The 12,463-nt window shown below is 59.9% G+C and carries 11 protein-coding genes; 6 read left to right on the forward strand and 5 right to left on the reverse strand.

Annotation, left to right across the window (positions count from 1 at the left end; all coding sequences use genetic code 11):
* Positions 1–81: 81 nt before the first annotated feature.
* The 6 genes from nirB (at position 82) to NUV55_RS03675 (ending at position 7,468) form a co-directional block, all read left to right on the forward strand.
* Positions 82–2,520 carry a nitrite reductase large subunit NirB gene (nirB, locus tag NUV55_RS03650; RefSeq protein WP_296670488.1) on the forward strand — a complete coding sequence of 813 codons (2,439 nt, stop codon included), beginning with the start codon at positions 82–84 and terminating at the stop codon, positions 2,518–2,520.
* A gap of 121 nt (positions 2,521–2,641) precedes the next feature.
* The gene (gene nirD / locus NUV55_RS03655; RefSeq protein WP_367280343.1) at positions 2,642–2,974 is read left to right on the forward strand and encodes a nitrite reductase small subunit NirD; all 333 of its coding nucleotides are present in this window, start codon (positions 2,642–2,644) and stop codon (positions 2,972–2,974) included.
* A gap of 80 nt (positions 2,975–3,054) precedes the next feature.
* Entirely contained in the window at positions 3,055–5,721 is a 2,667-nt protein-coding gene (locus NUV55_RS03660; protein ID WP_296670491.1) for a nitrate reductase, read from the forward strand.
* Positions 5,722–5,920: 199 nt separating this feature from the next.
* Entirely contained in the window at positions 5,921–6,133 is a 213-nt protein-coding gene (locus NUV55_RS03665; protein WP_296670493.1) for an addiction module protein, read from the forward strand.
* 575 nt (positions 6,134–6,708) lie between these two features.
* Positions 6,709–7,104 carry a hypothetical protein gene (locus tag NUV55_RS03670; protein WP_296670494.1) on the forward strand — a complete coding sequence of 132 codons (396 nt, stop codon included), beginning with the start codon at positions 6,709–6,711 and terminating at the stop codon, positions 7,102–7,104.
* Positions 7,105–7,147: 43 nt separating this feature from the next.
* Positions 7,148–7,468, forward strand: a complete 321-nt coding sequence (locus NUV55_RS03675) for a hypothetical protein (protein ID WP_296670496.1) — start codon at positions 7,148–7,150, stop codon at positions 7,466–7,468.
* 73 nt (positions 7,469–7,541) lie between these two features.
* Here NUV55_RS03675 and NUV55_RS03680 read toward each other — a convergent pair whose 3' ends face one another.
* The 5 genes from NUV55_RS03680 to NUV55_RS03700 all read right to left on the reverse strand — a co-directional run bounded on the left by NUV55_RS03680 (position 7,542) and on the right by NUV55_RS03700 (position 12,422).
* On the reverse strand, positions 7,542–7,955 hold the full coding sequence (locus tag NUV55_RS03680) for an NUDIX domain-containing protein (RefSeq protein WP_296670498.1): 414 nt from the start codon (positions 7,953–7,955) through the stop codon (positions 7,542–7,544).
* Positions 7,956–8,149: 194 nt separating this feature from the next.
* A complete protein-coding gene (locus NUV55_RS03685; RefSeq protein WP_296670500.1) occupies positions 8,150–9,442 on the reverse strand; it encodes an NAD(P)/FAD-dependent oxidoreductase in 1,293 nt (430 codons plus the stop codon).
* A gap of 9 nt (positions 9,443–9,451) precedes the next feature.
* Positions 9,452–9,841 (reverse strand): c-type cytochrome, encoded by a 390-nt coding sequence (locus NUV55_RS03690; RefSeq protein WP_296670501.1) that lies wholly within the window; start codon positions 9,839–9,841, stop codon positions 9,452–9,454.
* Between the two features lie 285 nt (positions 9,842–10,126).
* On the reverse strand, positions 10,127–11,536 hold the full coding sequence (locus NUV55_RS03695; RefSeq protein ID WP_296670503.1) for an MBL fold metallo-hydrolase RNA specificity domain-containing protein: 1,410 nt from the start codon (positions 11,534–11,536) through the stop codon (positions 10,127–10,129).
* Positions 11,537–11,543: 7 nt separating this feature from the next.
* A complete protein-coding gene (locus NUV55_RS03700) occupies positions 11,544–12,422 on the reverse strand; it encodes a fructosamine kinase family protein (RefSeq protein WP_296670506.1) in 879 nt (292 codons plus the stop codon).
* Positions 12,423–12,463: the final 41 nt, after the last annotated feature.

Consider the following 12,463-nt stretch of genomic DNA (forward strand, 5'->3'; position numbering starts at 1 on the left):
TATCAGCAACTTAATAAAATGCTGATACTGGCACATCGATTGCTCTAGAGCATGGATGAATCTGTGTCTCTGGAGAAGCTGATGAAAGAAAAACTGGTCGTGGTCGGCAACGGCATGGCCGGCATGCGTGCGGTCGAGGAGTTGCTCAAGCTCGCGCCGGACAAGTACGCCATCACCGTGTTCGGCGCCGAACCGCACCCGAACTACAATCGCATCCTGCTCTCGCCGGTGCTGACCGGCGAAAAGCAGTTCGGCGAAATCCTGCTTAACGAAGATGCCTGGTACGCCGAGCACGGCATCGCCCTGCACAAGGGCAAGACCGTGGTCGAGATCAACCGTCGCCAGCGGCAAGTAAAAGCGTCCGATGGCACCACGGCCGTTTACGATCGGTTGCTGCTCGCAACCGGTTCCAATCCGTTCATGTTGCCGGTGCCGGGCAAGGATTTGCCGGGCGTGATCGGCTTCCGCGATTTCGCTGATGTTGAAATTATGCTCACGGCGGCGAAGGCATACCGCCATGCGGTGGTCATCGGCGGCGGGTTGCTCGGGCTCGAGGCTGCCAATGGTCTGATGAAGCAGGGCATGAAGGTCACGGTGGTGCACCTGCCGGATGTGCTCATGGAGCGCCAGCTGGATGCGCCGGCCGCGAAGATGCTCAAGAAATCGCTTGAAGACCGCGGGCTGGAATTCGTGCTCCAGGGCGTGACGCAGGAGATCATCGGCAAGAATCGGGTGCAGGGTGTGCGTCTGAAAGATGGCCGTGAATTGACCGCCGACTTGGTAGTGATGGCAGTCGGTATCCGTCCGAATATCGAGCTGGCCAAAAAGTCCGGTCTCTATTGCGAGCGCGGCGTGGTGGTGAGCGATACCATGCAGACTTATGACCCGGCGGTGTACGCGGTCGGCGAATGCGTGCAGCACCGCGGCCAGACCTACGGGCTGGTGGCGCCACTGTTCGAGCAGGCCAAGGTCTGCGCCAATCATCTCGCCCACTTCGGCATCTCGCGCTACGAGGGTTCGATTACCTCGACCAAGCTCAAGGTCACCGGCATCGACCTGTTCTCGGCCGGCAATTTCTCCGGCGGCGCCGATACCGAAGAGATCGTGCTGCAGGACGCCGGCGCCGGCATGTACAAGAAGGTGGTGCTCAAGGACAACCGCATCCAGGGCGCCGTGATGTACGGCGACACCATGGACGGCGCCTGGTATTTCCAGCTGATGCGCGATGGCACCGATGTCTCGAACCTGCGCGACAAGCTGCTGTTCGGCCAGGCGCACTTGGGCAATGCCGGTCACGGCGATATCAAGAGCCGCGTGGCGGCGATGGCCGACAGCACCGAGATCTGCGGCTGCAACGGCGTGTGCAAGGGCACGATCGTCAAGACGATTGTCGATAAGAAACTCTTCACTCTCGAAGAAGTGCGCGCCCACACCAAGGCCTCCAGCTCCTGCGGTTCGTGCACCGGCCTGGTCGAGAACCTGCTGGCCGCGACGCTCGGCGGCGATTATTCCACCGCGCCGAAAAAGAAACCGATGTGTCCGTGTACCGAACACACGCACGACGACGTGCGTCAGGCGATCCGCGCTCAGAACCTGAAAACCATACCGGCGTTGTTCAAGGCGCTGGAATGGAAAACGCCGGATGGTTGCAACAAGTGTCGCCCGGCGCTGAATTTCTATCTGCTGGTGGCGTGGCCCGGTGAATACGTGGACGACAACCAGTCGCGCTTCATCAACGAGCGTGCGCATGCCAACATCCAGAAGGACGGTACCTATTCGGTGATTCCGCGCATATGGGGCGGCGAGACCACACCGGCCGAGTTGCGCGCGCTGGCCGAAATTGCCGAGAAATATGAAGTCCCGACGGTGCACATCACCGGCGGCCAGCGTATCGATTTTCTCGGCGTGCCGAAGGAAACGTTGCCGGCCATGTGGGGCGACCTGAGCCGGGCCGGGTTTGTTTCCGGCCACGCCTATGGCAAGGCGATTCGCACCGTGAAGACCTGTGTCGGCAAGACCTGGTGCCGCTTCGGCACCCAGGATTCGACCAGCATGGGCATCGATCTGGAAAAGATGGCCTGGGGTTCGTGGACGCCACACAAGTTCAAGCTCGCCGTGTCCGGCTGCCCGCGCAACTGTGCCGAGGCCACGATTAAAGATTTTGGCGTGGTGTGCGTGGATTCCGGTTACGAGCTGCATGTCGGCGGTAACGGCGGCGTGAAAGTGCGCGCCACCGATTTCCTGTGCGCGGTGAAAACCCCGGAAGAGGTGAAGGAGTATTGCGCCGCCTTCCTGCAGGTGTATCGCGAGGAGGGACATTATCTGGAACGCACCGCGCCGTGGGTGGAGCGCGTTGGACTCAGCTATATCAAGCAGCGTGTGGTGGAAGATACCGTGGGGCGTAAGGCGCTCACCGGGCGTTTCCTGCACTCGCAGAAATTCGCGCAGATCGATCCGTGGGCGCAACGCGCCAAGGGTGCGGACAAGCACGAGTTCATCCCGCTCAAGATGGTGGGTTAATAAATGTAGGGTGGGTTAGGCCCGCAGGGCCGTAACCCGCCGATCAAGTTGTGTAGCCCGGATGAAGCGAAGCGCAATCCGGGAATCCGAGGACGACATGCAGACAACGGCAAAGAAACAAATGAACGACTGGATCCAAATCGGAATCCTCGATGACATTCCGCGCCAGGGTGCGCGCGTGGTGCGGCGGGTGGACGGCGACATCGCCGTGTTCCGCACGCTCAACGATGAAGTGTTCGCGCTGCGCGACAAGTGCCCGCACAAGGGCGGGCCGCTGTCGCAGGGCATCGTGCACGGCAACAAGGTCGCCTGCCCGCTGCACGACTGGAAAATCAATCTCGACACCGGGCTGGCGGTGGCGCCGGACGCAGGCTGCGCCGCGCGCTTTCCGGTGCGCATCGATGGCGGCAAGGTGTTCCTCTCGCTGATCCCTGTGGAAGGCAGTGATAAGTGATTAGTGGTAAGTGCTTAGTTGTGGTGCGCGTAACGCGCTCATTTACTTATCACTCAACACTCATAACTTAGAACTGGCTAATGAATGAGACCCGCACCACCTGTCCCTACTGCGGCGTCGGCTGCGGCGTACTGGCGCGGGTGGCGGACGACGGCGCGGTCAGCGTCGCCGGTGATTCGCAGCATCCGGCTAACTTCGGACGTTTGTGCTCCAAGGGCGTGGCGCTGGCCGATACCCTCGACCCGGCGACGCGCCTGCTGCACCCGCAAGTCAACAGCGAGCGGGTGAGTTGGGACACGGCGCTCGATACCGTCGCTGCCGGCATCCGCACCGCCGTGCAAAAGCATGGCCCGGACTCGGTGGCGTTCTACGTCTCGGGACAATTGCTCACGGAAGATTATTATGTCGCCAACAAGCTGATGAAGGGCTTCCTCGGCAGCGCCAATATCGACACCAATTCGCGCCTGTGCATGGCCTCGGCGGTGGCCGGCCACAAGCGCGCCTTCGGCTCCGACACCGTGCCCGGGTGTTACGAAGATCTGGAACGCGCCAAGCTGGTGGTGCTGGTGGGTTCGAACGTCGCCTGGTGCCACCCGGTGCTGTACCAGCGGCTGGTGCAGGCGCGTGAGAAACATCCGGAGCTGCGCGTGGTGCTGATCGACCCGCGCCGCACCGCCAGCGCCGATCTCGCCGATCAGCATCTGGCATTGTGTCCCGGCACCGATGGCGTGTTGTTCAATGGCCTGCTGGTTTATCTCCGCGATCACGACGAAACGCATTCACTGTTCGTCGCCAACCATACCGAGGGCGCGGATGAAGCACTGGCCGCTGCGCGCGTCAGCAGCCCGGATGTCGCCAGCGTGGCCGAACAATGCGGGCTCAGCGCCACGCAGGTTACGGAGTTCTTCGATCTGTTCGCGCGTACCGAACGGGTGGTGACGCTGTTCTCGCAGGGCGTGAACCAGTCAACGAGCGGCACCGACAAGGTCAATGCCATCATCAACTGCCATTTACTCACTGGCCGCATCGGCCGCCCCGGCATGGGCCCGTTCTCGCTCACCGGCCAGCCGAATGCCATGGGCGGGCGCGAGGTCGGCGGGCTGGCCAACCAGTTGGCCGCGCACTTTGATCTTGAGTCCCGGGAACATCGCGCCCAGGTGCAGGAATTCTGGAAGGCCCCGACCATCGCAGCACTTCCCGGCCTCAAGGCCGTGGACCTGTTCCACGCCGTGGAGCAGGGCAAGATCAAGGTGCTGTGGATCATGGCCACCAACCCGGCAGTGAGCCTGCCGGATGCGCAACAGGTACGGCGCGCGCTGGAACACTGCGAGCTGGTGGTCGTTTCCGACTGCGTGCGACACACCGACACCACGCGCTATGCGCATGTGCTATTGCCGGCCGCGGCCTGGGGCGAGAAGGAAGGCACGGTCACCAATTCCGAGCGGCGCATCTCGCGCCAGCGCGCATTCCTGAAACCGTTGGGCGAGGCGCAGCCGGACTGGTGGATGGTGGCGCAGGTGGCCAAACGCCTCGGGCATGGCGCCGCCTTCGACTACCCGAATGCCGCCGCCATCTTCCGCGAACATGCGGCGCTCTCGGCGCTGGCCAATGACGGCTCGCGCGATTTCGATCTCTCCGGTCTCGCCGATGTGAGCGACGCGGACTATGCGCAACTGGCACCGGTGCAGTGGCCGGTGACGCGCGCCACACCGAAAGGCACGGCGCGCCTGTTCGGCGACGGCGCGTTTTTCACACCCAGCCGACGTGCGCGCTTCTTGGCCATCACGCCGCGACCACCGGCGCACCCGACAGATACGCAGTATCCGCTGGTGCTCAACACCGGCCGGGTGCGCGATCACTGGCACACGCTTACACGCACCGGCCTGGCAGCGCGGTTGTCGGCGCATACCATCGAACCCTGTATGGAGATCCACCCGCAGGACGCCGTGAGCTTTGGCGTGGCCGACGGCGCGCTGGCGCGGGTGGCATCGAAATGGGGCCAGTCGACAGTGCGCGTGCGCGTGACGGACACGCAACGGCGCGGATCGGTATTCGTGCCCATGCACTGGAACGACCAGTTCGGCAGCAGCGGTTGCATCGACGCGGTGGTAAACCCGGCCACCGACCCGGTCTCCGGTGAACCAGAATTCAAGCACACGCCAGTGCGTGTCGAGCCATTGAATCCAAAGTGGTACGGTTTTCTGCTATCCCGCCGCCAGCTGATCCCGGGTACGGCGACGTACTGGACCGCCGCGCGCGGGGCGAATCTCTGGCGCTACGAGCTCGCCGGCGACGAACTACCGCAAGACTGGGCCACGGCGGCCCGCACCGTGTTATGCGCGCAGGATGAGAAGGTTGAATGGAGCGAATATTTCGACAAGACCGCGCGTCGCTACCGCGCCGCGCGTCTGACCCAAGGGAAACTCGAAAGCTGCATCTTCATTGGTCCGAACCCGGAACTCCCACCACGCGACTGGCTCGCCGGCCTGTTCGCGCTGGAGGCGCTCGACACCCCCACCCGCGCCGGACTTCTGGCCGGCCTCCCGCCCAAGGGCAGCCGCGAGAGTGGCCGTCAGGTGTGCGCTTGCTTTGGCGTTGGTGAGGTCGCGATTCTAGAAGCCATTCAGTCCGGGTGTGCGACCGCCGCGGATATCGGCGCACGCCTCAAGGCCGGCACAAACTGCGGTTCCTGCCTGCCGGAACTCAAGGCGCTGCTGGCGCAGCAAGATGCCAGAAAGACAGCCTGAAAAGCACTGTGTCGGTGGATGGCGGGGATGAAAGAGTTATATGAGTTTTCAACGCAAAGACGCAAAGGGCGCAAAGAAAAACATTGGGTAGTTTATGTAGTGCAGATTAGCGCCGGTTTCAGGCGCGTAACCCGCCGGAAACCAAACGTGTTTTGGCGGTGTGTTATAGTTTGTACTTGGCCGAAAGCGAGAGTTCGATATGGCTGCCCCCAAAGACGTCATCGAAAAAGCTTTATCCCTAAAGCCGCTTGAAAAAGCGGACTTGGTGGATCGGCTGCTGTCGAGCCTGGATCAGCCTGACGAAGCGATCACCGAGCTGTGGGCCAAGGAAGCAGAAAGCCGCCTCGATGCCTACGAAAAAGGAAAACTGAAAGCCGTTTCCCTCGAAAAAGTCTTGTCCAAATATAAATAAATGAGAATTCGATTTCTCGAAATAGCAGAAATCGAATTGGACGACGCCGTCAAGTTCTACAACCACGAATCGCCAGGATTAGGCGATGAATTCCTCACCGAATTAATGCACGCGCTGGATCGGATCGCCCGGTTTCCGGAGGCGTGGCATCCTTGCTCGAAAAGAACGCGGTGATGCCAGACCCGTCGCTTTCCTTACGGTGTCATTTATCGGCACAAGGAAGACGAAATACTGGTTGTTGCCATCGCCAATCTCCACCGCAAGCCGGATTATTGGCAGGACAGGTTGGCGTAAAACGCGGTCCGCTGTTCGCCAAGACTACTGCCGCGCAGGCGCCGGTGGATGGGGGAATGAGCGGGTGATCTGAGTCCTTTCAGTGCATCGGCTGCCAGATTTGGCTGTCTTGAAACTCCCCATCATGTCGTGTTTGTCTTTTTGTATTATTGCGCACTACAATGAACAAATATGAATGTTTTTAACCACTTACAACAGACTACTGTAAATATATACAGTATAATGTCGTTTTATAAAACGACATTTAGGCCGTCTACTTCTAGTTAGGGTGCTGAGGAAATATGGTACCAAAACCTATAGTTGGTTTTCTTGTCAGTCCGTTGGCCGTTCCACTCGTAATCGCTCTGTATATGTTGTGGAACGGCAGTAATAATTTACCGTTGGCAAGTTTGCTGGTAACAGCTGCCTTTAGCTACTTTGTAATGTTGGTCGCTGGTCTTCCGATTCACTTCGCCCTAAAAGCAATTAAGTTTCAGGGGTGGTGGCTCTATACTCTTTGTGGCGCTCTCCTCGGAGGGTTTATCTCGTGGTATGTCGATATCGAGCTTTTCAGTCCAGGTTTTGCGTTGCTTCCCGTTGCAGCATCGCTGTCGGCTTTAGTTTGGTGGGTGCTGGCGTGTCCGCACCCTAACTCGGCGCTCCACCGGACGCGCAAAGACGGCGCGCCGGTGAGCTAGTTCGTTGGGCATCAAAATCACCGAGCTTCGTAAGTGAGGAAATATGGAACTAAGACAATTTGTATCTCGGGCTCTTTGCGACATCGTGAACGGCATCAAGGATGCGCAACAAGAAACTGACAAAGGAACAATTGTTCCCAAAGTCGCCAGTAGTTTCAAAGCAGTTGAGACGGGTATCAGTGATCTGACAGCCATAGAGTTTGAGGTAACTGTAAAGACCGATGAGCGCGCTGGGAGTGAAGCCAAGTTGAGTGTCGTAGCCGCCATTGTTGGTGGCAGCGTGAAAGGCGAAAGCGGTAACAGCAGTGGACATGCAGCAAAGTTGTCTTTCAGAGTTCCGGTCAAACTTCCGCGGGCTGAATAGCTATCGTGATGCCCAACCCGTCGTTCAAGCGGGACTGCGCAAAAGCGCGCAGCCCCTTAACTTTACGTTACGGCTAAATTATTTTCCCGGCCCAATCCAATACCGCCAGCACCCGCGGCACCAGCAATCCAAAGGCGGCGTCGTATTCCATCCAGCGGAATTCCTCGTGTTCCGGTTTGCCGAGTTCTTCGGTGACGGGGAGAAACACTTCACCTTCGGCTGATTCCGCAACGTAGTAACGCGCAATCTTGTTTTTGCCGTAAGGCTCGGTTTCCGTGAACGCATGTCCCCAACGGAAATCGAGCTGGATCAGCGTGGTTTCCTCTTCCACTTCGCGGATGGCGGCGGCCAGCGGGTCTTCGCCGGGCTCGACCATACCCTTGGAAAAATCCCAATAATCACGGATGCGCAATAGCAGGTAACGATATTGATCGTCGAAGTGTCGGACGATCACGACACCGGCAGAGAGTGTTGGTTTGATGTTCATTTGTACATAGAGCACATAGCAATTTGTAGGGTGTGCTGAGCGGCAGCGAAGCGCACCAGCTGACGGTGCGCAACGCTTCGCTTTTGCGTACCCTACGATTGTATCTTGGCGTCCTTAGCGTTCTTGGCGGTTTAAGACCATAAAAAAGGGCGGCTTGCGCCGCCCTTGATACATCTTTGGAGGAGAAACCGCGATCAGCCCCAGATATCGGCAGTGATGCTCTGGTACCAGCCGACGGTGTACTTGGCCTCTTCCTCGCGGAAGGAGTCCGGCGCGTCCTTGGGGCTCACGCCGCCCGAGCCTTCCACTTCCGTGATGCCTTTCTCCGTGTTGCGGTACACGCCCGCGACCGAGATGCCGTACTTCGGCGCGATCAGGCTGTAGCAGGTGTTGACGAACGAGTTGGCCGCCGGCGATTCACCCTTGAACATGGCCACAATCGCGGCGGCGCACATCTTGGCCTCGCTGCTGGCGGCGAAGCCGGACTTCGGCAGCGCGCCGGCGATCGAGGAATCGCCCACCACGTGGATGCCAGGGTGCAGTTTCGACTCGAAGGTTACCGGATTCACCGGGCACCAGCCCTTGTCGTCGGCGAGGCCAGAGGCCAGCGCGATTTTGCCCGCGGTCTGTGCCGGGATGAAGTTCACGACATCGGCCTTGTGCTTGGCGAGTTCGGCGTCGAGAACCATCTTCTTCACGTCCACCGCTTTCACTGTGCCGCCCTTCGCACCCGACACCCATTCGATCATGCCGGGATAGAGCTTGTCCCAGCCAGCCTGGAACAGACCCTGTTTCGAGAACTTGTCCTTGGCGTCCAGGATGATGATCTTGGACTTGGGCTTATGCTCCTTGAAATAATGAGCGACCATGCTGGCGCGTTCGTACGGTCCGGGTGGGCAGCGGAACGGGTTGGGCGGCGCGACCATCACAAAAGTGCCACCGTCCTTCATGGCCTTGAGCTTCTTCTGCAACAGCAGCGTCTGCGGCCCGGCCTTCCAGGCATGCGGCATCACTTCCGCCGCCTTTTCGCTGTAGCCCGGGATGGCGTCGTACTTGAAGTCGATGCCCGGCGATACCACCAACCGGTCGTAACTCAGCGTCTTGCCGCTCTTGAGCGTGACCTTCTTGCCGGCCGCGTCAATCGTGGTCACGGTGTCGTGCACGACATTGACGCCGTGTTTCTTTTTCAGTGCATCAAAGTTTTGTGTGATGGAGTCCATGGTGCGCAGGCCGCCCAGCACCAGATTGCTGAACGGGCAGGTGATGAATTTCGTGCTCGGCTCCACCAGTGTCACGGCGATGCCGGGGTCGAGACGACGCAAATACTTGGCGCAAGTGGCGCCGCCAAATCCACCGCCCACCACGACCACACGGGCGCTGCCCATGCCGTGCTTGGCGGCTTGCGCCAGCGAGGCCTGACCGAGCGCACCGGCCGCGGAGGCCGCGCCGGCGATTTTGAGAAAATCTCTGCGAGTAATTTTGCTCATGTCATTCCCCTATTTAAGATTGCTGCCGATGTAGTTGGCGAGCGCCTCGATCTCGAGGTCGGTGTAGCCCTTGGCGTGGCGCGTCATGACCGTGGCCGAACGCGCACCGGATTTGAATTCCTTCAGCACCAGCAACGCCTGCTGCGAATTCATGCCGGTGAGGCTCGGAATGGCGCCGGGGCTGCGGCCGTCGGTGCCGTGGCAGGAGAAACAGTTGGTGATCATGTTTTTCACCGCGGCGGCACTGGGCGGTGACGCGGGCGGTGCAACAACCGCCGGTGCGGGGGCCGCCGCTGGGGCCGGCGTGGCTGCTTTGGCGGTTGGTGGTGGAGATTGCGTGGCGCAGCCGACCAGGGCGGCCCCCAGCAACAGTGTCAGGGTGTGATTTTTGAAACGCATCAGGCACCTCCTCAGGTGGTTACATGTTTTGAATAATAATAATGACTGCTTTTGTGTTCTTCGAATGTTCAGCTGAGCGCACATGTAATGAGAGGATGAGTTCGACACAGCGGATTGATCTCATCCTTGATATAAGTCAAACGCAATTTACAGATTCACTTCGACCCTCAGTTAATTCCTTTTGGCTATCTAACTCTTCTGCAACGGCCCTTGCAAGTCGCCGGAATTTCACTTGCGGCAAAATGCCGCAAATTTGGCCTCACGATTGAAAAAACGCGCGCGGCGTCAGCGGATTTCGGAGTGTGAGGAAAGAAGATTCAGCCGCTCACCGGGTTTTGGCATCAGCACCGGCGCGCGCAGGGCTTCCAGGTATTGCGCCAGTGTTTGCATTGGCTCGGTTTCCCCATGCACCAGCGCCACGGTAGGGCGGCTGGAAAAATTCCGGTACCACTCGAGCAGACCCGACTGGCCCGCATGCGCCGACAGGCCGCCGACAGTGTGAATGCGCGCGCCGACACGGATGGTTTCGCTCCAGAGTTTGACGGTTTTGGCGCCATCCACGATTTTCCTCCCGAGTGTACCCCGTGCCTGGAAGCCGGCGAAGATGACGTGGCACTGCTCACGCCAGAGGTTGTGCTTCAAATGATGCCGGATGCGCCCGCCGTCGCACATGCCGCTACCGGCGATGATAATGGCGCCGCCGCGCACGCGATTGATGGCCATGGATTGCGTGGGCGTGCGGCTGAAATGGAGGTTGGGCATGGCAAAGGGGTCGCCGTCTTTTTTGCGACGGCGGTGGGCCTCGGCATCGAACAGCTTCCAGTGCTTGCCATAGACTTCCGTGGCTTCAATTGCCATCGGGCTATCGAGGAAGACCGTCCAGTGATCGATGCCCCATTCCCGATTATGGTGTTTAAGAAAGTAGAGCAACTCCTGGCTGCGGCCGATGGCGAAGGCGGGGATGAGGATGTTGCCCTGGCTTTGCCGCGCCTCGCGGAACACCTCGCCCAGTTCCGTGAGCGTCTCGTCCCAGGAGCGGTGTTCGCGGTCGCCGTAGGTGCTCTCCATCACCACCAAATCGGCCTCGCGCACGGATTCCGGATTGCGCAGGATCGGCGCGCCGGCATGCCCCAGGTCACCGCTGAAGACGAGCTTGCGCCGGTGGCCGTTCTCCGTGAGCCACAATTCCACGATGGCCGAGCCGAGGATGTGGCCCGCGTCCTGCAGGCGTACGCGTACACCCGGCAGTAGTTCCCGTTCCTGACCGTAATCGAGGGCCTGAAACTGGCGCATGGCCTTCTCGGCGTCCGTGCGTGTATAGAGTGGTTCGACGGGGCGCTTACCCCGGCGCAGGCGGCGCCGGTTTTCGTGTTCGGCATCCTTCTCGTTCAACGAGGCCGCGTCCTTGAGCATGATCTGGCACAGGTCGCGCGTGGCGCGGTGAGTGTAAACCGGTCCGCGAAAACCGGCCTTGACCAGCAGCGGCAGGCGGCCGGAATGGTCGAGATGGGCGTGGGTGAGAATCACGGCATCGATCGCGCGCGGGTCGAAAGCGAAGGCGGCGCGGTTGCGCGCTTCGTCCGCGGCAGCGCCCTGTATCAAGCCGCAGTCGATAAGTAGCTGCCGCTCACCGCAGCGCACCAGAAAACAGGAACCGGTGACTTCGCGTGCCGCCCCCAGAAACTGGATATCCATATCTTGATTATCGCAATTCGCTTAGCAGTGAATCTATCATGTGTTCCGCCTGGGAAGCGTAACCACCGCCGAACAGGTTGAGGTGGTTGAGGACGTGATAGAGGTTGTACAGCGTCTTGCGTATCTTGTAACCCGGATCGAGCGGCCACGCCTCCTGATAGCTTTGGTAAAATCGCGCGGGAAATCCCCCGAATAATTCCGTCATGGCCAGGTCCGCTTCGCGATCGCCGTAATAAACCGCCGGGTCGAAAATCACCGGCTGCTCTCCGGTAGCACTGACATTGCCGCCCCACAGATCGCCGTGCAGCAGCGAAGGGGCGGGGTGGTAACTGTGGAAAAATTTTTCCATGTTTGCCATCAGGCGCTCGCCCTTTTTCATCATATTGCGACCGTTTTGTGTGGCCAGCTCGAGCTGAAAACCGAGACGGTGCTCGCGCCAGAACTCCACCCAGTCGGCGCCGGGCGTGTTGATCTGTGGAGTCGAGCCGATGGTATTGTCGAGATGCCAGCCGAATCGTTTCTGAGTGCTGCGGTGCATCTGTGCCAGCTCCCGCCCGAGCTGTTCGAGGCCGCGTGCGTCAGCGCCTTCCAGTTCGAGATGTTCGAGCACCAGAAAGGCGGAGTCCTCGACTTCGCCGGAACATATCGGCCGCGGCACACGCACGCTGCGTGTCTGTGCGATTTCCTTCAGGCCTTCGGCTTCGGCCTCAAACATGGAAAGGCGTGCAGCGTCGTTGAGTTTGACAAAGAATTTCCTGCTCGTGTCCTGCAGGACCGTGGCGGAGTTGATGCACCCGCCACCGACGGAATGCTGTGACCGGACAGCAAAGGGCGCGCCGGTGGCTGCGGAAATGTGCTGTGCGATGGTTACCCAGGCTGACTCCATTCCTCCGTCTCCCCAATGTGAGACGGGTAATGTAGGGGCAA

It is taken from the genome of Sulfuricaulis sp., assembly GCF_024653915.1.
Classification (GTDB): domain Bacteria; phylum Pseudomonadota; class Gammaproteobacteria; order Acidiferrobacterales; family Sulfurifustaceae; genus Sulfuricaulis.

Bases quoted from the DNA above. Each gene is read 5' to 3' on its own strand.
- nirB (WP_296670488.1), top strand. From the start codon at position 82: ATGAAAGAAAAACTGGTCGTGGTCGGCAACGGCATGGCCGGCATGCGT.
- nirD (WP_367280343.1), top strand. From the start codon at position 2,642: ATGAACGACTGGATCCAAATCGGAATCCTCGATGACATTCCGCGCCAG.
- NUV55_RS03660 (WP_296670491.1), top strand. From the start codon at position 3,055: ATGAATGAGACCCGCACCACCTGTCCCTACTGCGGCGTCGGCTGCGGC.
- NUV55_RS03665 (WP_296670493.1), top strand. From the start codon at position 5,921: ATGGCTGCCCCCAAAGACGTCATCGAAAAAGCTTTATCCCTAAAGCCG.
- NUV55_RS03670 (WP_296670494.1), top strand. From the start codon at position 6,709: ATGGTACCAAAACCTATAGTTGGTTTTCTTGTCAGTCCGTTGGCCGTT.
- NUV55_RS03675 (WP_296670496.1), top strand. From the start codon at position 7,148: ATGGAACTAAGACAATTTGTATCTCGGGCTCTTTGCGACATCGTGAAC.
- NUV55_RS03680 (WP_296670498.1), bottom strand. From the start codon at position 7,955: ATGAACATCAAACCAACACTCTCTGCCGGTGTCGTGATCGTCCGACAC.
- NUV55_RS03685 (WP_296670500.1), bottom strand. From the start codon at position 9,442: ATGAGCAAAATTACTCGCAGAGATTTTCTCAAAATCGCCGGCGCGGCC.
- NUV55_RS03690 (WP_296670501.1), bottom strand. From the start codon at position 9,841: ATGCGTTTCAAAAATCACACCCTGACACTGTTGCTGGGGGCCGCCCTG.
- NUV55_RS03695 (WP_296670503.1), bottom strand. From the start codon at position 11,536: ATGGATATCCAGTTTCTGGGGGCGGCACGCGAAGTCACCGGTTCCTGT.
- NUV55_RS03700 (WP_296670506.1), bottom strand. From the start codon at position 12,422: ATGGAGTCAGCCTGGGTAACCATCGCACAGCACATTTCCGCAGCCACC.